This is a genomic window from Pseudomonas sp. GV085 (assembly GCF_003050925.1).
Lineage (GTDB): Bacteria > Pseudomonadota > Gammaproteobacteria > Pseudomonadales > Pseudomonadaceae > Aquipseudomonas.
The window spans coordinates 468,773-490,004 of record NZ_QAOV01000003.1 but is presented as its reverse complement, the minus strand read 5'-3'; the positions used below and the strand labels follow the sequence as shown (position 1 = coordinate 490,004).

The window sequence follows — 21,232 nt, the reverse complement described above, 5'->3', positions numbered from 1 at the left end:
GGACTGAGGGTTTCTCACCCGTAACTCCTGATTATTCCCCACCTCTTCCTACTGCGTTCGCGGATTTTTCACGCTCTGCCAATACTCGTTTCTTAGAAGCATTTGCCTCGAAAACGAGCAAACAATCACGCGTTTCCTACTGATGGCTACACTCCTCAGAAGATTGCCCACGCTCTCCATTCGGCCATCGCAAGGAGGCTTGATGAATGATGAACTGCAACACCTGAAGAATCTTGGCAAGACGTCAGCGCAATGGCTGCATGCCGTGGGCATCCATAGCGCGTCGGACTTGCGTCGCCTCGGGGCGGTGGATGCTTATCGGGCCGTGCGCACGCGCGGTTTTCGGGCGTCCAAGGTGTTGTTGTACGCAATTGAAGGCGCCCTGATGGACGTTCACTGGAACGACATTCCTGCCGAGCGCAAGGAAGCACTGAACAAACAGCTGGAAGCCATCTCTACACGCCACAAGATTTGATCCGACCAATATTTCTGCAGCTTTGCAACCTGAAACCCAATGATTACGGGGCCTGCAGACGCAAATCCGGAAAATCGCAAAGAAATCAAAAAACAGCGGTTGACTTGGTAATGAGAATCGATATGATTATCACAACTGGTCGCGAGACTGGTCGATATTCTGAAAAGCCCTTGGTTCGGACTCTCGGATTATCTCCTCATCAGGCTAATCACGGTTATTTGACCCGGCTCTTGCCGGGTCTTTTTTTGTCTGTGGAAAAGTACCGACAGGGTCAGGCGCAGCTTCCTTCAAAGGATTCCACGGGCGAGGCAGCCATTTGATAGCATTCAACCCTCAAGCTCAGACATATCCGGTCACGAGCTGCGGGACTGAGGACAGACATGAAGTTGCTTTGCGCAGGTGCCGAGTTGGTCAACGACAGCAGCCGCGGTTTCGACATCGGTGGCCAAAAGTTTTTTGCGGTGCGCCGCAGCGGACAGGTTTATGTCTACATCAATCGCTGCCCGCACCGGGGTGTCGCCCTTGAGTGGCATCCCGACCAGTTTCTCGACCCCAGCAACAGCCTGATCCAGTGCGCCACCCATGGCGCACTGTTCCTGATCGAAGACGGTGAATGCGTCGCCGGCCCTTGCGCGGGGCAAGCCTTGACCGGCGTGGCCTGCCGCGAGGATGAACAGGGGGTCTGGATCAGCCTTTAACCACCCGGTAACACGTCCAGACGCCGATCGACCCGCATTTCTTCGTGGCTCAACCGCACACCGTAAGCCAATACCTCGACCCCGCAGGCGATAGCCTCACGCAAGGCCTGAGCATAAGCCGCATCGATTTCCTGTGCCGGGCGCACGGCCTCGATGTCGGTCAGGCAAACACAGTACAACTGCACCGCGCGAATACCATCCCTGGCCAAATGCGCCAGCTCCCGCAGATGCTTGGCGCCACGCTGGGTGACCGCATCGGGAAACGCTGCCACCGCCGTACCGTCGAAGCCCAGGGTCACGCTTTTGACTTCGACGTAGGCTGGCCCGTCGGGATAATCGAGGCGGAAATCGATACGACTGTTTTCCTGACCATAAGCCACTTCGCGCTTGAGTTCGGTAAAGCCGTTCAGTTCGGTGATGACGCCCGCTCGCAGCGCCTCTTCGATCAAACCATTGGCGCGGGCGGTGTTCACGCAAAACAGCCGCCCTTGCGGGGTTTCGCCAATCTCCCAAGTACCAGGCAACTTGCGTTTCGGGTCGTTGGAGCGGCTGAACCAGACCTGCCCGCCTTCGACCTGACAATTGAGCATCGAGCCGGTGTTCGGGCAGTGAATGGTCAGCAATTCGCCGCCAATGGTTTCGATATCGGCGAGAAAACGCTTGTAACGTCGGATCAGGCGCCCTTCTTCAAGGGGAGGATGAAAACGCATCAGCCTTGCCAGCTCCGCAAACCACGGGCAATGCGATCGACCGCCTCCTGCAAACGCTCGAGATTTTGCGTATAGGCGAACCGCACATGATGCCCGGCCTTATAACGCCCGAAATCCAGCCCCGGGGTGAATGCCACATGTTCGGTTTCGAGAAAATGCTTACAGAACGCGAAGGCATCGCCGCCGAACTTGCTGATATCGGCGTACAAGTAGAACGCCCCTTCCGGCTCCACGGCAATGCCGAAGCCCAATTCACGCAAGGCTGGCAGCAGGTAATCCCGACGCCGGCCAAATTCGGCGCGACGCTCTTCCAGAATGCTGATGGTTGCCGGTTCGAAACAGGCCAGTGCAGCGTACTGCGCCATGCTTGGAGCGCTGATGTAGAGATTCTGGGCGAGCTTTTCCAGCTCACCGACGGCCGCGTCGGGGGCCACCAGCCATCCGAGCCGCCAACCGGTCATCCCGAAGTACTTCGAAAAACTGTTCAGAACGAATGCACTGTCGTCGACTTCCAGCACGCTGGCCGCATCGGTGCCGTAGGTCAGGCCGTGATAAATCTCGTCGACCACCAGATGACCGTGGCGTGCCTTGATCGCGACAGACAGCTTCGCCAGCTCGTCGCGGGTCAGGATCGTGCCGGTCGGATTGGCCGGCGACGCGACCAATGCACCGACGCTGTCGTGGTCCCAATGACGCTCGATCAGGCCTGGCGTCAATTGATAACGCACATCCGGACCGACCGGCACCAGTTGTGCCGCGCCTTCGACCAGTCGCAGGAAATGCCGGTTACACGGGTAGCCCGGGTCCGCCAGCAGCCAGTGTTTACCGGGGTCGACCAGCAAAGCGCTGGCCAGCAGCAGCGCGCCGGAGCCGCCCGGCGTGATGAGGATGCGCCGAGGGTCGATGTTCAAGCCATAACGCTGGTGATAAAAGCCCGAAATGGCCTCACGCAGCTCCGGAATGCCGCGCGCGGCGGTGTAACGGGTTTTCCCCGCTGCCAGCGCAGCCTGGCCGGCCTGAATGATCGGTTCGGCGGTGGTGAAGTCCGGCTCACCGATTTCCAGGTGGATCACGTCATGGCCGGCTGCCTGCAATTCATTGGCCCGCGCCAACAACGCCATGACATGGAAAGGTTCGATCGCGCGACTGCGGGCACTGTAGGGCTGAGCCATTGGCCTTCCTTCAACGGAGAAAAAACCGATTCTACCCAAGCGCAGGAACGAGCGAGAACCTAAAGCGGTCAGAGGCCTTGTAACCCCGATCACAAACGACTCAAGCACGCGCGCAAGGTTTGACTAAAATCAATAATTGAGCAGGGTTCCAGAGCCACCAGACAACGGTTTGTCATGATCTGCAAGCAGTATGTGCCGCGAGCTCGACATCCGGGAGTAGCGCGGCCCGAGTTGATCTGGTAAGTTCGCCCGCTTGCAGCCGCAGGGCCGGCAGTTGTCGGTGATGGAGCAATCCTGCGCAGATGGATTACAAGAGTAGAGGCGGTCTATTTCATGTCCACCCAAGCAAAGCAGCAAAATCAGGCGATCAGCGGCTTCGAGCCCTATGTTCAGAAAGCCGGCGAAGAATACATGGGCGAGCCCATGCGCAAGCACTTCACCAAGGTCCTGAATCAGTGGAAAAAAGAGCTGATGGAAGGTGTCGACAAGACCGTGGACCACATGAAGGACGAAGCGGCCAACTTTCCTGATCCGGCAGACCGTGCCAGCCAGGAAGAGGAATTCGCCCTCGAACTGCGCGCTCGCGACCGTGAACGCAAGTTGATCAAGAAGATCGACAAGACACTTCAGCTGATCGAAGACGAAGAGTACGGCTGGTGTGAATCCTGCGGCATCGAGATCGGCGTCAAGCGCCTCGAAGCGCGTCCTACCGCCGACCTGTGCATCGACTGCAAGACTCTGGCGGAAATCAAGGAAAAGCAAGTCGGCAAATAATGGCGACTTGAACGAAGAGCGGAGCGTGCGAACGCTCCGTTTTTGTTTCCAAAATTCGCTGATGCCCGTTGCGATTAAAATCGCCATCACTGTAGGAGCGAGCTTGCTCGCGATGAACCTGAGAACGCCGCGGGGTACCAGGCTCCCAGCGTTATCGTTGACGGCAATCGTCGGAACGCCGCCCGGAGCAAGCTCGCTCCTACAGGAATCTGACGATAGCCTGGAATAAGTAGCCTTGCCCTGATGACCGCCACCACCTCCCCCACCTACATCGGGCGTTTCGCCCCGACGCCCAGCGGCCACCTGCATTTTGGTTCACTGGTCGCCGCGCTGGCCTCCTACCTTGACGCGCGCTCGGTGGGCGGACGCTGGCTGATGCGCATGGAAGACCTTGATCCGCCCCGTGAAGAACCCGGAGCCCAGGCGGCCATTCTCAAGGCTCTGGAAAGCTATGGCTTCGAGTGGGATGGCGACCTGGTTCGCCAAAGCGAGCGGCACGATGCCTACGCCGAGGTACTCAATCGCCTGTTCAATCACGGCCTGGCCTACGCCTGCACCTGTTCGCGAAAACAGCTGGAGCCGTATCACGGGATTTATCCGGGGCTGTGCCGCAATGCCGGCCATGGCACCGACGGGGCCGCCATCCGCCTGCGTGTTCCGGAGCTGGAGTACCACTTCATCGACCGGGTGCAAGGCGAATACCGCCAGCATCTGGGCCGGGAAGTCGGCGACTTCGTGATCCGTCGCCGCGACGGCCTCTACGCCTATCAATTGGCCGTGGTCCTGGACGATGCCTGGCAGGGTATCACCGATATCGTTCGAGGTGCCGACCTGCTGGACTCCACGCCCCGCCAGCTCTACCTGCAAGAGTTGCTCGGTCTGCCGCAGCCGCGTTATCTGCATATCCCGCTGATTACCCAGCCCGATGGCAATAAACTTGGTAAGTCCTACCGTTCGCCACCACTGACAGAGGATCAGGCAACCTCCCTGTTGCTGCGGGCGCTACGGGCGCTGGGACAGAACCCGGGAACCGAACTGGCTTACGCCACGCCACGGGAAGTGCTGAACTGGGGCATTGCCCACTGGGATGCCTCGTTGATCCCGCGCACACTGAGCCTGCCCGAGGCGCAGCTGTTGTGATCGCACTTGCAGTGGCGCGCCCATCCGTTACCATCGCCGCACGTTTTCGGGCACGCGCATAAAAAAGAGAGGCCGGGATGTACATCTATCGCTTGGTCCTGCTTTTGGTAGTGGGGATTTACCTGTTTTCCCCGGCCATCATGGATTGGTGGATCGACGCCACTGGCGCCTGGTATCGCCCGTATCTGCTTTGGCTGATTCTGATCGTCGTGACTTTCATCCTGCAGAGCCAAAAAGATGCCGATGAGCTTTAGCCTGACCCAGATGATCCTGATCAGCGCCGCGTACCTGGCGGTGCTGTTCGGTGTGGCCTGGATCAGCGAACGGGGCATGATCCCGCGGGCGATCATTCGCCACCCGCTGACTTACACCCTGTCACTGGGCGTCTACGCCAGCGCCTGGGCGTTTTATGGCACCGTGGGCCTGGCCTATCAGTACGGCTACGGTTTTCTGTCCAGCTACCTGGGCGTTTCCGGGGCATTCCTGCTGGCGCCGGTGCTGCTCTACCCGATCCTGAAGATCACCCGCACCTATCAACTGTCGTCGCTGGCGGACCTGTTTGCCTTCCGCTTCCGCAGTACCTGGGCCGGTGCACTGACCACGATTTTCATGCTGATCGGTGTATTGCCGTTGCTGGCCTTGCAGATTCAGGCGGTCGCCGACTCCATTGGTATCCTCACTCGCGAGCCGGTGCAGAATCGCGTGGCCCTGAGCTTCTGCGCATTGATTACGCTGTTCACGATTTTCTTCGGCTCCCGCCACATCGCCACCCGCGAAAAGCATGAAGGCCTGGTGTTCGCGATTGCGTTCGAATCGGTGATCAAGCTGATCGCCCTCGGCGGTGTCGGGCTGTATGCGCTTTACGGCGTGTTCGATGGCCCGCAACAGCTTGAGCTTTGGCTGCTGCAAAACCAGACCGCCCTCGCTGCCCTGCACACGCCTTTGCAGGAAGGCCCGTGGCGTACGCTGCTGCTGGTGTTCTTCGCCTCGGCGATCGTGATGCCGCACATGTATCACATGACCTTTACCGAGAACCTCAACCCGCGCTCGCTGGTCAGTGCGAGCTGGGGCCTGCCGCTGTTCCTGCTGCTGATGAGCCTGGCGGTGCCACTGATTCTCTGGGCCGGCCTGAAACTGGGCGCCACCACCAACCCGGAATACTTCACCCTGGGCATCGGTATCGCCGCCAACAACAAAGCGCTGGCGTTGCTGGCGTATGTCGGCGGGCTGTCCGCTGCCAGCGGCCTGATCATCGTCACCACGCTGGCGCTGTCCGGGATGGCCTTGAACCACCTGGTGCTGCCGCTGTATCAACCACCGGCCGAAGGCAACATCTACCGCTGGCTGAAGTGGACCCGCCGGGCGTTGATTGTCGCGATCATCATGGCCGGCTACGGCTTCTACCTGCTGCTCGGTGCCGAGCAGGACCTGGCCAACCTCGGCATTGTCGCGTTCGTCGCCACGTTGCAGTTCCTGCCGGGTGTGCTCTCGGTCCTGTATTGGCCGACCGCCAACCGTCGCGGCTTCATCGCCGGTTTGCTGGCGGGGATCCTGGTGTGGCTGGTGACCATGTTGTTGCCCCTGGTCGGCAACCTGCAAGGCTTCTACATTCCGCTGCTGAACATGATCTACGTGCTGGACGACACCAGTTGGCACATGGCGGCGATTGCCTCGCTGGCGGCCAACGTGCTGATGTTCACCCTGATCTCGCTGTTCACCAACGCCAGCACCGAAGAGGCCAGCGCTGCCGAAGCCTGCGCCGTGGATAACGTGCGCCGCCCGCAACGCCGGGAACTGCACGCCGCCTCGCCCCAGGAGTTCGCCACGCAACTGGCAAAACCCTTGGGTGCCAAGGCTGCGCAGAAAGAAGTCGAGCAAGCGCTGCGCGATCTCTACCTGCCTTTCGATGAACGCCGACCATACGCCCTGCGCCGCCTGCGCGACCGCATCGAAGCCAACCTCTCCGGCCTGATGGGCCCGAGTGTGGCCCAGGACATGGTCGAAACCTTCCTGCCCTACAAGGCCGGCGGCGAAAACTACGTCACCGAAGACATTCACTTCATCGAAAGTCGTCTCGAGGATTACCACTCGCGCCTGACCGGCCTGGCCGCCGAACTCGATGCCCTGCGCCGCTATCACCGCCAGACCTTGCAGGAATTGCCGATGGGCGTTTGCTCGCTGGCCAAGGACCAGGAAATCCTCATGTGGAACAAGGCCATGGAGGAACTCACCGGCATCACCGCGCAGCGCGTGGTCGGTTCGCGCCTGAGCACCATTGCCGATCCCTGGAAAGAACTGCTGCAAGGTTTCATCAACCTGCCGGACGAACACTTGCACAAGCAGCACCTGGCCCTCGACGGCCAGACACGCTGGTTGAACCTGCACAAAGCGGCGATCGACGAACCCCTCGCGCCGGGCAACAGTGGCCTGGTGTTGCTGGTGGAAGACTTGACCGAAACCCAGATGCTCGAGGACAAACTGGTGCATTCCGAGCGTCTGGCCAGCATCGGTCGACTGGCGGCCGGCGTGGCCCATGAAATCGGCAACCCGATCACCGGTATCGCGTGCCTGGCGCAGAACCTGCGCGAAGAACGTGAAGAAGACGGCGAACTGAAGGAAATCAGCGGCCAGATCCTCGAGCAGACCAAACGCGTGTCGCGCATCGTCCAGTCACTGATGAGCTTTGCCCATGCCGGCAGCCATCAGCACAGCGACGAGCCCGTCTGTCTGGCCGAAGTCGCTCAGGATGCCATCGGCCTGCTGGCCCTGAACCGACGCAACTTCGAAGTGCAGTTCTACAACCTGTGCGACCCCGAACACTGGGTCGAAGGCGACCCGCAACGGCTGGCCCAGGTATTGATCAATCTGCTTTCAAACGCCCGTGACGCCTCGCCTCCCGGCAGTGCGGTACGGGTCAAGAGCGAAGCTGGCGAACACACGGTCGATCTGATCGTGGAAGACGAAGGCAGTGGTATTCCGTCGAGCATCATGGACCGATTGTTCGAACCTTTCTTCACCACCAAGGACCCTGGCGAAGGCACCGGTCTGGGCCTTGCACTGGTCTATTCCATCGTTGAAGAGCATTATGGACAAATCACCATCGACAGCCCGGCTGATGTTCAAAGCCAACGCGGCACCCGAATCAGGGTTACTTTGCCGCGTCATGTCGAAGCGACGTCCGCTGTGAACTGAGACCGTCGAGAGTATCGAATCAATGCCGCACATTTTGATCGTCGAAGACGAAACCATTATCCGCTCCGCCTTGCGCCGCCTGCTGGAACGTAACCAGTACCAGGTCAGCGAAGCCGGATCAGTGCAGGAAGCACAAGAACGCTTCACCATTCCCTCGTTCGATCTGATCATCAGTGACCTGCGCCTGCCGGGCGCGCCCGGCACGGAGCTGATCAAGCTAGCCCAAGGCACGCCGGTGCTGATCATGACCAGCTATGCCAGCCTGCGCTCGGCAGTCGACTCGATGAAAATGGGTGCAGTGGATTACATTGCCAAGCCATTCGACCACGACGAAATGCTGCAAGCCGCCGCACGAATCCTGCGTGACCGACAAACGGTACAAACCGGTGGTGAGGCCGTTGCCGGCAAAGCAGCCAACGGCGCGGCAAAATCCGGTACCGACAACAGCAACGGTGAAATCGGCATTATTGGCTCGTGCCCACCGATGCAGGACCTGTACGGCAAGATCCGCAAAGTGGCACCAACCGACTCCAACGTTCTGATCCAGGGCGAATCGGGCACCGGTAAAGAGCTGGTGGCGCGCGCACTGCACAACCTGTCCAAACGCGCCAAGGCACCGATGATTTCGGTGAACTGCGCGGCTATTCCGGAAAGCCTGATCGAGTCCGAACTGTTCGGCCACGAGAAAGGCGCATTCACCGGCGCCAGCGCCGGACGCGCCGGCCTGGTGGAAGCGGCGGACGGCGGCACCTTGTTCCTCGACGAAATCGGCGAACTGCCACTGGAAGCCCAGGCTCGCCTGCTGCGCGTATTGCAGGAAGGCGAAATTCGTCGCGTGGGCTCGGTGCAGTCGCAAAAAGTCGATGTGCGCCTGATCGCCGCGACTCACCGCGACCTCAAGAGCCTGGCGAAGATCGGCCAGTTCCGCGAAGACTTGTATTACCGCCTCCACGTTATCGCGCTGAAGCTGCCAGCCCTTCGCGAACGCGGTGCGGACGTCAACGAAATCGCCAACGCCTTCCTGGCGCGGCAAAGTGCGCGAATCAACCGCACCGACCTGAAATTCGCCGCGGATGCCGAGCAAGCCATTCGTCACTACTCCTGGCCGGGCAACGTTCGCGAACTGGAAAATGCCGTCGAGCGTGCCGTTATCCTGTGCGAAAGCCCGGAAATTTCCGCCGAGCTGCTGGGCATCGACATCGAGCTGGGCGACCTGGAAGACGACGAATTCATTGGCCTGCCCCCACAACAGGGCAATGGCAATGCCAGTAACAGCAATCACGAGCCGACCGAAGACCTCTCCCTGGAAGACTACTTCCAGCATTTCGTCCTCGAGCACCAGGACCACATGACCGAAACCGAGCTGGCCCGCAAACTCGGGGTCAGCCGCAAATGCCTGTGGGAGCGCCGTCAGCGCCTGGGCATCCCGCGGCGCAAGACCGGGGTGGCCAGCGAAAGCTGAACCACACCTGTCTCATGTGCGGGTAACACGTGACTTTGTGGAAAAACTGTTACCTCAGTTTTTTCACGTAACAGAAGCCGGGGCTTACGGTAACGAAGCCCCGGTTTTTTTTGGCCTTCGAATTGCCTTGCAGCCGGCCTAACCCCTTGTTTTATTGGGTTTCGCAAAAGTTGGCACGCACCCTGCTATATGTTTGGTACAAGAACAATAACAAGCAATGCACAAGACAATAAAAATAAGACGAATCGACTCACGCACAATAAAAACAAGACGGCGAGAGGCGCAGCTAACTGATTCTTTTGGAGAGGCGTTGTATTTGGGGCTAGCCCCACGACCAGGCCGAGAACAACAAAAACTGTCTTAAGACAGAGCCTGTACTGGTTGGATCGCAAGATCACTGCAACACAGCGACCAAAGCAATCCGTTTGCTCTTGACTCCCGATTGGGAGGGTCATGAAGGAAAGCTTCATGGCGAGGGCACTCAACAAAAACAAGAAGCCCGAAACCAAAAATAAAAATAGAGCATGCAACTACTTCTTGGGGAGCTTCGGCTCCCCTTGTGGTTTCTGCGATTCCAGAATCTGCGCACCTGCTTACCGTAGGAGCGAGCTGGCTCGCGATGGTCGTGAACGATAACGCGTAAAACCAGACACCCCGCACCGCTCTTGCGCTTTTCGCGAGCAAGCTCGCTCCTACAGCGTGCGACCTACAGCTCATATCTGCTGTGTCCTACACCATCCCCCGACTAAATGCTAGAATCCCCGCCCATCATGCGGTCATTCTTCTGTTATGGCCGAATATTCCTTCAAACAGTGCATCCCATGCTGAAGAAGCTGTTCCAGTCATTCCGTTCTCCCAAGCGTCCTACGCAACACATTCGCAGCACGCCTGAAGTGCTCAACAGCGGCCAACACTCGCTGCAGAAGGCGCAATTCAGCCGCTACGCGGTGAATATCGTTGAACGCCTGCAGAGCGCCGGTTATCAGGCTTACCTGGTGGGCGGTTGCGTGCGCGACATGCTGCTGGGTATCACACCGAAAGATTTCGACGTTGCCACCAGCGCCACACCGGAGCAGGTACGGGCCGAATTCCGTAACGCGCGAATCATCGGGCGCCGGTTCAAACTGGTGCACATCCACTTCGGCCGCGAAATCATCGAAGTCGCGACCTTCCGCGCCAATCACCCGCAGAACGAAGACGAGGAAGACAGCAATCAGTCTTCGCGCAACGAAAGCGGGCGCATCTTGCGCGATAACGTCTATGGCACCCTGGAAGAGGACGCGCAACGTCGCGACTTCACCATCAATGCCTTGTATTACGATCCGGTCAGCGAACGCATCCTCGACTACGCCAACGGCGTACACGACATCCGCAACCACCTGATCCGCCTGATCGGCGATCCGACGCAACGCTACCAGGAAGACCCGGTACGGATGCTGCGGGCCGTGCGTTTCGCCGCCAAGCTGAACTTCGGCATCGAAAAACACAGCGCCCTGCCGATCCGCGGCCTGGCACCGATGCTGCGCGAGATCCCGTCGGCCCGCCTGTTCGAAGAGGTGCTCAAGCTATTCCTCTCCGGCCATGCCGCCGATACGTTTGAAATGCTGGTCGACCTGCAGTTGTTCGATCCACTGTTCCCGGCCAGCGCCGAAGCACTGGAATACAACCCGACGTACACCCACACCCTGATCAGCGAAGCCCTGATCAACACCGACCTGCGGATCAAGCAGAACAAACCGGTCACCCCGGCGTTCCTGTTTGCAGCCCTGCTCTGGCCTGCCCTGCCGGCCCGCGTCCTGCGCCTGCAGGAGCGTGGCATGCCACCGATTCCAGCGATGCAGGAAGCGGCACACGAGCTGATTGCCGAACAGTGCCAGCGGATCGCGATTCCGAAACGCTTCACCATGCCGATCCGCGAGATCTGGGACATGCAGGAACGCCTGCCGCGCCGCAGCGGCAAACGTGCCGATCTGTTGCTGGACAATCCGCGCTTCCGCGCCGGCTACGACTTCCTGTTGCTACGCGAAAGCGCCGGCGAGCAGACCGATGGCCTGGGCGAATGGTGGACGGACTACCAGGACGCCAACGAAAGCGAGCGCCGTGACATGATTCGCGACCTCAGCGGCAAGGACGAAGGCACCGGCGCCCCGCGCAAGCGTCGCCGCAGCGGTGGTTCCAAGCGCAAACGCGCCGCCGGCGCCTCGAGCACCACGGGCGAGTAATCCATGGAACGCATCTACATCGGCATGGGCAGCAATCTGGCTGCCCCCGCCGAACAATTGCGCAGCGCCATCGAGGCGCTGGCGCATTTGCCACAAACGGCGCTGGTCGGGGTTTCTGCGTTTTATCAAAGTGACTCTCTGCTACCCGGACAACCGCGCTACACCAATGCGGTGGCCGCTCTCGACAGCACGCTGGCGCCGCTGGACCTTCTGGATGCCTTGCAGGCCATCGAAAACGGCCAGGGTCGCGAGCGCCTTGAGCGCTGGGGGCCACGCACGCTGGACCTCGACATCTTGCTGTTCGGTAATCGCCTGATCGACGAACCGCGCCTCAAGGTTCCCCATTACCATATGCAGGAACGGGCCTTCGTGTTGTATCCGCTGGCGGAACTGGCCCCTGCGGATCTGCGCCTGGCCGATGGCCGGACCTTGGCCGAACTGCTCGAGGCATGCCCGTTCGTCGGCCTGGAACGCCTCCCCCGGAACTGACCCAAATCCCCTGTGGGAGCGAGCCTGCTCGCGAATGCAGTGTGTCATTTCGCATTGGCGTTGACTGGCACACCGCATTCGCGAGCAGGCTCGCTCCCACATCGGTTTTGCGTCGAGCGCGGCATCCGCTGCTGAATCGCATCAGTTACCCCGGTAACACCCCACCCGTAACAATGCGGTAACACACGCAATTGACTTCCCTCGTTCTCCTCACGACTATAGGCGTCCCGCTGCCGCTAACACGGCATTCAAGGGCGCAATCCAGGCCTTAAAAGCACGACTAAAGAACGTGCGCCTGTATTCAACGAAGAATCACGCGCGTTACTCGCAGTAGTTTCCACAGCGCCTGAATGAGGAAGTTTTTCATGCCAGCCATCACCCTGACCACTCTGCAAGGTCTGAAGCAAAAAGGTGAAAAGATCACCATGCTGACCTGCTACGACGCGACCTTCGCCCACGCCTGCAATCAGGCTGGCGTCGAAGTGCTGCTGGTGGGCGACTCCCTCGGCATGGTTTTGCAGGGCCATGACAGCACCTTGCCTGTCACCACCTCCGAAATGGCTTACCACGTGGCCGCCGTCAAACGCGGTAACAGCGACGCCTTGATCCTCGCCGACCTGCCTTTCATGGCCTACGCCACCACCGAGCAAGCCATGACCAACAGCGCCCTGTTGATGCAGGCCGGCGCGCATATGGTGAAGGTTGAAGGGGCGTTGTGGCTGGCCGATTCGATCCGCCTGCTGGCCGAACGCGGCATCCCTGTCTGCGCGCACATGGGCCTGACGCCGCAATCGGTGAACATCCTTGGCGGCTACAAGGTCCAGGGTCGCAATGAAAACCAGGCCCGGCAGATGCGTGCCGACGCGATTTCCCTGGAACAGGCCGGGGCGGCAATGTTGCTGCTCGAGTGCGTCCCGAGCGAACTGGCCGAAGAAATCACCCAGGCGGTGAAGATACCGGTGATTGGTATTGGCGCCGGCAATCGCACCGACGGCCAGGTGCTGGTTCTGCACGACATGCTGGGGCTGTCCATTACCGGCCGCTTGCCAAAATTCGTAAAAAACTTCATGACTGGCCAAACCAGCATTGAAGCAGCACTGAATGCCTACGTGACTGAAGTCAAAGCGGCGACCTTCCCTGGGATCGAACACGGATTCTCTGCATGAACACCGTAAAAACCGTACGCGAACTACGGGCCGCAGTGGCCCGTGCCCGTAGCGAAGGCAAGCGTATCGCCTTTGTGCCAACCATGGGCAACCTGCACAGCGGCCACGTGGCGCTGGTGACCAAAGCCTCCCAGCGGGCGGACTTCGTGGTTGCGAGCGTTTTCGTCAACCCGCTGCAATTCGGTGCTGGCGAAGACCTCGACAAGTACCCGCGCACCCTTGCCGCCGACCAGGAAAAACTGCTCCAGGCCGGTTGCCATTTGTTGTTTGCCCCCACTGTTGAAGAGATGTACCCCGACGGCATGACCGGCCAGACCCGCGTCAGCGTGCCGCAATTGTCCGAAGGCCTGTGCGGTGCCAGCCGGCCGGGGCATTTCGAAGGCGTGGCGACAGTGGTCTGCAAGCTGTTCAACATGGTCCAGCCGGACCTGGCGATTTTCGGCGAAAAAGATTTCCAGCAACTGGCGGTGATTCGTGCGCTGGTACATGACCTGAACATGCCGATCCAGATCATCGGTGAGCCGACCGTACGGGCGGCCGATGGCCTGGCACTGTCGTCGCGCAACGGCTTCCTCAACGAAGAGCAACGCGCTGTGGCACCGGTGGTCTACCGCACGCTGAAAGCGATCGGCGAGGCGATCAAGCAGGGCGAACGCGACTACCCGGCGCTGATCGACACCCAGATCAAACAGCTCGAAACGGCCGGCCTGCGTCCTGACTATCTGGAAGTCCGCCATGCCCTGACCTTGCGCCCAGCGACGGCGCAGGATCGTGACCTGGTGATTCTGGTGGCGGCGTTCCTCGGTACGACGCGGTTGATCGACAACCTGCACCTGAACCTCGACGCTGCGGTTTAAGCAGCAAGATCAAACAAACAAAACCAAAAGCAACGGCGAGATCAAAAGATCGCAGCCTGCGGCAGCTCCTACGCGCCTGTGGGCGCTGCCCGCCGTTCGATTCCGACCTGGGAAATACTCATGCACGCCATCATGCTCAAAGCCAAGCTGCATCGCGCCGAAGTCACCCACGCTGTACTCGATTACGAAGGCTCCTGCGCCATCGACGGTGAATGGCTGGACCTGTCCGGCATCCACGAGTACGAACAAATCCAGATCTACAACGTCGACAACGGCGAGCGCTTCACCACCTACGCCATCCGTGGTGAAGAAGGTTCGCGCATGATCTCGGTCAATGGCGCCGCGGCGCACAAGGCCAAGGTCGGCGATCGCGTGATCATCTGCGCTTACGCCCATTACAGCGAAGCCGAACTGCTCAACTTCAAGCCGCGCATGCTCTACATGGCGCCGGGCAATGAACTGAGCCACACCAGCAACGCCATTCCGGTCCAGGTCGCCTGATCCGAGTCCTGTCTCTTCCGTTTGTCGGACCGTTCCTAACTTTGGTGTTAAAAAAGTACCGGAAACAGGTCAGACAAAGGCAAGACAGATCATTGCGCGGGGTTTACTGTATTCGCCCTGCGCCATGAAATCGTGTCGACGCAGTTGACCGGAACGCCCACCCACAGCGCTCCGGGATTTTTAGTGTTCAAAAGGCCGTTCAAGTAATAAGGAAACCCGCAGCGATGGCGTATTACCGCACTCCTCACGACGTTACCGCTTTGCCCGCCTGGCAAGCGTTGAATGACCACCGCCAAGCCATGCAGGATTTCAGCATGCGCGAAGCCTTCAATGCCGATCCGCAGCGTTTTACTCAATTCACCCTCAGCAGCTGCGGCCTGTTTCTCGACTATTCGAAAAACCTGATCAACGCCGAAACCCGCAATTTGCTGGTGGGTCTGGCCAACGAAGTCGACCTCAAGGGCGCAATCAAATCGCTGTTCGACGGCGAAATCGTCAACTCTTCCGAAGGCCGTCCGGCCCTGCACACCGCCCTGCGCCGCCCGGTTGGCGACAAGCTGTCGGTCAACGGCGTCAACGTGATGCCCGAAGTGCACAAGGTGCTGAACCAGATCACCGACCTCGTCGGCCGTATCCACGACGGTCTGTGGCGTGGTTACACCGAGAAGCCGATCACCGACGTGGTCAACATCGGCATCGGCGGCTCCTTCCTCGGCCCTGAGCTGGTGTCCGAAGCGCTGCTGTCTTACGCCCAGAAAGGCGTGCGTTGCCATTACCTGGCGAACATCGACGGCAGCGAGTTCCACGAACTGACCATGAAGCTGCGTGCCGAAACCACGCTGTTCATCGTCTCGTCGAAATCCTTCAACACCCTCGAAACCCTGAAGAACGCCCAGGCCGCCCGTGCCTGGTACCTGGCTCAGGGTGGTTCGGAAGCCGAGTTGTATCGTCACTTCATCGCGGTATCGAGCAACAACGCCGCCGCGGTAGCGTTCGGCATCCGCGAAGAGAACATCTTCCCGATGTGGGACTGGGTCGGCGGGCGCTACTCGCTGTGGTCGGCCATCGGCTTGCCGATTGCCCTGGCCATCGGCATGTCCAACTTCAAGGAATTGCTGTCCGGTGCCTACACCATGGACCAGCACTTCCAGAGCGCGCCGTTCGAACAGAACATGCCGGTGCTGCTGGCCTTGCTCGGCGTGTGGTACGGCAACTTCTGGGGCGCCCAAAGCCACGCGATCCTGCCGTACGACCATTACCTGCGTAACATCACCAAGCACCTGCAACAGCTGGACATGGAATCCAACGGCAAGAGCGTACGCCAGGACGGCAAGCCTGTGTCCACTGACACCGGGCCGGTGATCTGGGGCGGCGTAGGTTGCAACGGTCAGCATGCCTATCACCAGTTGCTGCACCAGGGCACCCAGCTGATTCCGGCCGACTTTATCGTGCCAATCGTCAGCTTCAACCCGGTGTCCGACCACCACCAGTGGCTGTACGCCAACTGCCTGTCGCAGAGCCAGGCGCTGATGCTCGGCAAGACCCTTGGCGAGGCCGAAACCGAACTGCGCGAGAAAGGCATGAGTGAGGCCGAGGTGCACAAACTCGCGCCGCACAAGGTGATCCCGGGCAACCGCCCGAGCAACACCCTGGTGGTCGAGCGCATCAGCCCGCGTCGCCTCGGCGCACTGGTGGCGATGTACGAGCACAAAGTCTTCGTGCAAAGCGTGATCTGGGGCATCAACGCCTTCGACCAGTGGGGAGTGGAGCTGGGCAAGGAGCTGGGCAAAGGCGTCTACAACCGCCTGGTCGGCAGCGAAGAAACCGCGGCCGAGGACGCCTCGACCCAAGGGCTGATCAACTACTTCCGTGGTCGTCACCGCGGGTGATTTGACAGCACAGCCCACAGGCTTTGTGTAGAGCACAGAGTCTGTGGACGAAAGAAATTCCCTGTGGGAGCGAGCTTGCTCCGGGCGGCGATCCGACGATAGCGGTCTGACAGTCGACAACTATATTGACTGTCACGCCCCCATCGCGAGCAATCGAGCGTCGACCGGCTGCTCCCACAGTGGTTTATGGTGTTCTCTCATTCTGCAGTGAGCCTGTCTCCATACCGATTGGCGACTGACTTGAACCCTTTGACTACTCGGCGCATCTTTATCTTTGTCGCAAAACAAGAATAAGGAACCGTCATGTTCGATATCAGCACGTTCCCCAAAGCCGATGCCGTCCGCCGGGCTGCACAATTGAGTCAAGACGACTATCAGCGCCTGTACCGCGAGTCCGTTGAACACCCCAGTACGTTCTGGGCTGAACAGGCCACCCGCTTCCTCGACTGGAGCGCACCGTGGCAGACCGTCCAGCGCTACGACCTGAAGACCGGTGAGGCCAGCTGGTTTGCCGGTGCAAAGCTGAACGTCAGCTACAACTGCATCGACCGGCACCTGGAAAAACGCGGCGATCAGGTCGCCATCATCTGGGAAGGCGACGACCCTGCCGACTCCACCTCCATTACCTACAAAAATTTGCATGAAAACGTCTGCCGCCTGGCTAACGTGCTGAAAAGCCGTGGCGTGAAAAAAGGCGACCGCGTGTGCATCTACCTGCCGATGATTCCCGAGGCGGCCTACGCCATGCTGGCCTGTACCCGCATTGGCGCGGTGCATTCGGTGGTGTTCGGCGGCTTCTCCCCGGACTCGTTGCGCGATCGTATTCTCGACGCCGACTGTCGTACCGTGATTACCGCGGACGAAGGCGTGCGCGGCGGCAAGGTCGTGCCCCTCAAGCAGAACGTCGACAAGGCGCTGCAAAGCTGCCCGGACGTGAGCAGCGTGCTGGTGGTCGAGCGCACCAAGGGGCAGGTGAACTGGGTCGATGGACGGGACATCAAGTATCACCAGGCCCTGGACGATGCCAGCGCCGATTGCCTGCCCGAGCCGATGGACGCCGAAGACCCGTTGTTCATCCTCTACACCTCCGGCAGTACCGGCAAACCCAAAGGCGTGCTGCACACCACCGGCGGCTACCTGTTGCAAGCCGCGATGACCTTCAAGTACGTGCTGGACTACCGCGATGGCGAAGTCTTCTGGTGCACCGCCGACATCGGCTGGGTCACAGGCCACAGCTACATTGTGTACGGCCCGCTGGCCAACGGCGCGACCACGCTGATCTTCGAAGGTGTACCGAGCTACCCGAGTACCTCGCGCTTCTGGCAGGTGATCGACAAGCACAAGGTGAACATTTTCTACACCGCCCCGACGGCGCTGCGTGCGCTGATGCGCGAAGGCCCCGAACCGTTGAAACAAACATCCCGCGCCAGCGTCAGGCTGCTCGGTACGGTCGGCGAGCCGATCAACCCGGAAGCGTGGCAGTGGTACTTCCATGAGGTCGGCGAAGAGCGCTGCCCGATCGTCGATACCTGGTGGCAGACCGAAACCGGCGCCATCATGCTCAGCCCGCTGGTCAGTGCACAGCGGATCAAGCCCGGTTGCGCGACACAACCGATGTTCGGCGTACAGCCGGTATTGCTCGACGAGCAGGGCAAGGAAATCAAAGGCGCCGGCAGCGGCGTACTCGCCTTGAAGTCCAGCTGGCCGGCACAGATCCGCAGCGTCTATCGCGACCCGCAACGCATGGTCGACACCTATTTCAAACCTTACCCCGGCTACTACTTCACCGGTGACGGCGCACGACGCGATGAAGATGGTGATTACTGGATCACCGGGCGCATCGACGATGTGATCAACGTGTCCGGCCACCGCATCGGCACCGCCGAAGTGGAAAGCGCCCTGGTGCTGCACGAGAGCATCGCCGAAGCAGCTGCAGTCGGTTATCCCCACGACATCAAAGGCCAGGGCATCTATGTCTTCGTCACGCCCATGAAAGGCGTCGAAACCAGCGATGAACTGAAGAAAGAATTGCTGGCCCTCGTCAGCCAGGAAATCGGCAGTTTCGCCAAACCGGATTTGATCCAGTGGGCGCCGGCCCTGCCGAAAACCCGTTCAGGCAAGATCATGCGGCGCATTCTACGCAAGATCGCCTGCAATGAACTCGACAGCCTGGGCGACACTTCGACCCTGGCTGACCCGAGCGTGGTGCAAGACTTGATCGATAAACGCCTGAATCAATGACGTACTGTCTTCTGTAGGAGCAGCCGGTCGACGCTCGATCGCTCGCGATGAACTCCGACGCGCCGTGTACATTCAGGAAACACGCGTTATCGTTAACGTCCATCGCGAGCGAGCTCGCCCCTACAGAGTGGCAGAGTGGCCATGGAATTCATCCGCACCCGCATCGAAACCCAGATCATGAGCCTGAGCGGTTTGTCCCTGGGCAAACTCGACCTGGAAAACCCCAAGGGCGACCCCGGGCTGTTCGGGCCGGACTCGGTGAGCTGGCAAGTCCATGGCGATTTCAGCAGCATGCTGATCGGCGGCATCAGTGCCCTGATGCTGCAAGCCCTGCACCCGCTGGCGTTGGCCGGGGTTTGGGACCATTCAAACTTTCGTGAAGACATGCTCGGCCGCTTGCGCCGTACCGGGCAGTTCATTTCCGGCACTACGTTCGGCTCACGACAGGACGCAGACTGGTTGATCGAGAAGGTCCGTACCATCCACTTGCAGATTACCGGCACCGCGCCGGATGGGCGCCCCTACGCTGCCAGCGATCCCGATTTACTGACATGGGTGCACGTGGCGGAAGTCAGTAATTTCCTCGCTGCACACTTGCGCTATCGCAATCCGCACCTGTCCCCAGCCGATCAGGATCGCTATTACGCTGAAATTGCCCTGATCGCCGAGCGACTCGGGGCCAGGGATGTACCCCGTTCGCGGCGGGAAATTGCCGACTACCTTGAGCGCATCCGTCCAAAACTGCTGTGTGACGAGCGCAGTCGTGAAGTCCTGCACCTGTTGCTGAACGCCCCCTCCCCCAGTCGCCTGGCCAAGCCTTTCGGCGGTTTGATGATGCAGGCCGGGATCGATCTGCTGCCGGACTGGGCCAGTGACATGCTCGGCGTCAGCCAGAACCCGCTGCAACGCAAGCTGATCCGCGCCAGTGTCAATCGCAGTGCGCCGATGCTGCGCTGGGCGGTGCGTAATGGATCGGTGCAGCGGGCCAAACGGCGGATGGGGTTGCTGACCTGAGTACAGGTCCTTGAATGTGATCACTCTGTGGCGAGGGAGCTTGCTCCCGCTCGAGTGCGCAGCACTCGCATATAAATCGAAACGTACCAGGATTTTGGGGCCGCTTCGCAGCCCAGCGGGAGCAAGCTCCCTCGCCACGGGCAAGCCCCTCATCTCTGTTCCACAGTGTTAAACTCCCGCGCCCAATTCCCTCCTGCAAGGCGCCCAGCATGTCTTCCTTGAATCAGGCGCTGCGCGCCGCCCTCGAACGTCGCCAGGATCTGCTGACGGAGCTGCACAGCCAGGGCACCGATTGCTATCGCCTGTTCCACGGCAGCCAGGAAGGTGCCGGTGGCCTGACCATCGACCGCTACGGTCCGCAACTGATGGTGCAGAGCTTCCACCAATCGCTGGAACGCGAGGAACTGCTGCAACTGCACGAAACGATCAATCAGCACCTGGGTTTTGACACCCTGCTGGTCTACAACGACCGCTCCCGTGGCAACTCGCGCATCGATCGCGAAGACATCGTCTACCGCGCCGACGAAGCCGCTCTGCAAGACCTGGTTGGCCACGAATGGGGCCTGAACTATCGGGTGCGTGGTCGCCATTCCGGACAAGACCCGCTGCTGTTCCTCGACCTGCGCAACACCCGTGGCTGGGTCAAGGACCACAGCAAAAACAAAAGCGTGCTGAACCTGTTCGCCTACACCTGTGGTGTCGGCCTCAGTGCTGCCGCCGGTGGTGCGCGCGAGGTGTGCAACCTGGACTTCGCCGAAGGCAACCTGGCGGTCGGCCGAGAGAACGGTCAACTCAATCCGCAGTTGCCAACCATGGAATTTATCCAGTCCGACTACTTCCCGGCCATTCGCCAACTGGCCGGCCTGCCGATCAGCCAGCGCCGCGGGCAAAAACTGCCGAGCTATCAGCGCCTGGAACAGCGCCAGTACGATCTGGTGCTGCTCGACCCTCCGGCGTGGGCCAAGAGCGCATTCGGCACCGTCGACCTGCTGCGCGACTACCAGAGCCTGCTCAAACCGGCCCTGCTGACCACTGCCGACAACGGCGTGCTGATCTGCTGCAACAACCTGGCGAAAGTCAGCATGGACGACTGGCGCGAGCAGGTTTTGCGTTGCGCAGAGAAGGCCGGACGGCCGGTGCGTGAGTGGAGCGTGATGAAGCCGGGCGCCGACTTCCCGTCGATGGATCAGCAACCACCGCTGAAAACCCTGATCTTGCAGCTCTGATTAC

Annotated in this window: 18 protein-coding genes; 16 read left to right on the top strand and 2 right to left on the bottom strand. The window is 60.1% G+C overall.

The window, feature by feature from the left end:
* Positions 1–202 precede the first annotated feature (202 nt).
* Both C8K63_RS09510 and C8K63_RS09505 read left to right on the top strand, forming a co-directional pair.
* Positions 203–475: a TfoX/Sxy family protein gene (locus C8K63_RS09510; protein WP_108216473.1), complete on the top strand. Its 273-nt coding sequence runs from the start codon at positions 203–205 to the stop codon at positions 473–475.
* Positions 476–855: 380 nt separating this feature from the next.
* Positions 856–1,173, top strand: coding sequence for a Rieske (2Fe-2S) protein (locus tag C8K63_RS09505; protein ID WP_108216472.1), 318 nt, complete (start codon positions 856–858; stop codon positions 1,171–1,173).
* Here the strand turns inward: C8K63_RS09505 and sfsA are convergent.
* On the bottom strand, positions 1,170–1,883 hold the full coding sequence (gene sfsA / locus C8K63_RS09500) for a DNA/RNA nuclease SfsA (RefSeq protein WP_108216471.1): 714 nt from the start codon (positions 1,881–1,883) through the stop codon (positions 1,170–1,172). The two genes, C8K63_RS09505 and sfsA, sit on opposite strands and share 4 nt — an antisense overlap.
* A complete protein-coding gene (locus C8K63_RS09495) occupies positions 1,883–3,055 on the bottom strand; it encodes a pyridoxal phosphate-dependent aminotransferase (RefSeq protein WP_108216470.1) in 1,173 nt (390 codons plus the stop codon). Before C8K63_RS09495 ends, sfsA begins: the two co-directional genes overlap by 1 nt.
* 333 nt (positions 3,056–3,388) lie before the next feature.
* Between C8K63_RS09495 and dksA the strand changes: the two genes are divergently transcribed.
* The 14 genes from dksA (at position 3,389) to C8K63_RS09420 (ending at position 21,228) form a co-directional block, all read left to right on the top strand.
* On the top strand, positions 3,389–3,829 hold the full coding sequence (gene dksA / locus C8K63_RS09490; protein WP_007971100.1) for an RNA polymerase-binding protein DksA: 441 nt from the start codon (positions 3,389–3,391) through the stop codon (positions 3,827–3,829).
* Between the two features lie 243 nt (positions 3,830–4,072).
* Positions 4,073–4,969, top strand: a complete 897-nt coding sequence (gluQRS, locus tag C8K63_RS09485) for a tRNA glutamyl-Q(34) synthetase GluQRS (protein WP_108216469.1) — start codon at positions 4,073–4,075, stop codon at positions 4,967–4,969.
* Between the two features lie 77 nt (positions 4,970–5,046).
* A complete protein-coding gene (locus C8K63_RS09480) occupies positions 5,047–5,223 on the top strand; it encodes a hypothetical protein (protein WP_003176118.1) in 177 nt (58 codons plus the stop codon).
* Positions 5,207–8,161: a sensor histidine kinase gene (locus C8K63_RS09475; RefSeq protein WP_177413222.1), complete on the top strand. Its 2,955-nt coding sequence runs from the start codon at positions 5,207–5,209 to the stop codon at positions 8,159–8,161. Before C8K63_RS09480 ends, C8K63_RS09475 begins: the two co-directional genes overlap by 17 nt.
* Positions 8,162–8,183: 22 nt before the next feature.
* Entirely contained in the window at positions 8,184–9,623 is a 1,440-nt protein-coding gene (locus C8K63_RS09470; RefSeq protein ID WP_108216467.1) for a sigma-54 dependent transcriptional regulator, read from the top strand.
* Positions 9,624–10,444: 821 nt separating this feature from the next.
* The gene (locus tag C8K63_RS09465; RefSeq protein ID WP_008050165.1) at positions 10,445–11,845 is read left to right on the top strand and encodes a polynucleotide adenylyltransferase PcnB; all 1,401 of its coding nucleotides are present in this window, start codon (positions 10,445–10,447) and stop codon (positions 11,843–11,845) included.
* Positions 11,846–11,848: 3 nt separating this feature from the next.
* Positions 11,849–12,334, top strand: a complete 486-nt coding sequence (gene folK / locus C8K63_RS09460; protein WP_108216466.1) for a 2-amino-4-hydroxy-6-hydroxymethyldihydropteridine diphosphokinase — start codon at positions 11,849–11,851, stop codon at positions 12,332–12,334.
* 365 nt (positions 12,335–12,699) lie between these two features.
* A complete protein-coding gene (panB, locus tag C8K63_RS09455; RefSeq protein ID WP_108216465.1) occupies positions 12,700–13,500 on the top strand; it encodes a 3-methyl-2-oxobutanoate hydroxymethyltransferase in 801 nt (266 codons plus the stop codon).
* Positions 13,497–14,357 carry a pantoate--beta-alanine ligase gene (gene panC, locus C8K63_RS09450; protein WP_108216464.1) on the top strand — a complete coding sequence of 287 codons (861 nt, stop codon included), beginning with the start codon at positions 13,497–13,499 and terminating at the stop codon, positions 14,355–14,357. Before panB ends, panC begins: the two co-directional genes overlap by 4 nt.
* A 120-nt stretch (positions 14,358–14,477) precedes the next feature.
* Positions 14,478–14,858, top strand: a complete 381-nt coding sequence (gene panD, locus C8K63_RS09445) for an aspartate 1-decarboxylase (RefSeq protein ID WP_108216463.1) — start codon at positions 14,478–14,480, stop codon at positions 14,856–14,858.
* Positions 14,859–15,082: 224 nt separating this feature from the next.
* Positions 15,083–16,747 (top strand): glucose-6-phosphate isomerase, encoded by a 1,665-nt coding sequence (gene pgi / locus C8K63_RS09440; RefSeq protein ID WP_108216462.1) that lies wholly within the window; start codon positions 15,083–15,085, stop codon positions 16,745–16,747.
* A gap of 303 nt (positions 16,748–17,050) precedes the next feature.
* Entirely contained in the window at positions 17,051–18,988 is a 1,938-nt protein-coding gene (gene acs / locus C8K63_RS09435; protein WP_108216461.1) for an acetate--CoA ligase, read from the top strand.
* A 141-nt stretch (positions 18,989–19,129) separates the two neighbouring features.
* Positions 19,130–20,002 (top strand): oxygenase MpaB family protein, encoded by an 873-nt coding sequence (locus C8K63_RS09425; protein WP_108216495.1) that lies wholly within the window; start codon positions 19,130–19,132, stop codon positions 20,000–20,002.
* 209 nt (positions 20,003–20,211) lie between these two features.
* Positions 20,212–21,228, top strand: a complete 1,017-nt coding sequence (locus tag C8K63_RS09420) for a class I SAM-dependent rRNA methyltransferase (protein WP_108216460.1) — start codon at positions 20,212–20,214, stop codon at positions 21,226–21,228.
* The last annotated feature ends 4 nt before the right edge of the window (positions 21,229–21,232 follow it).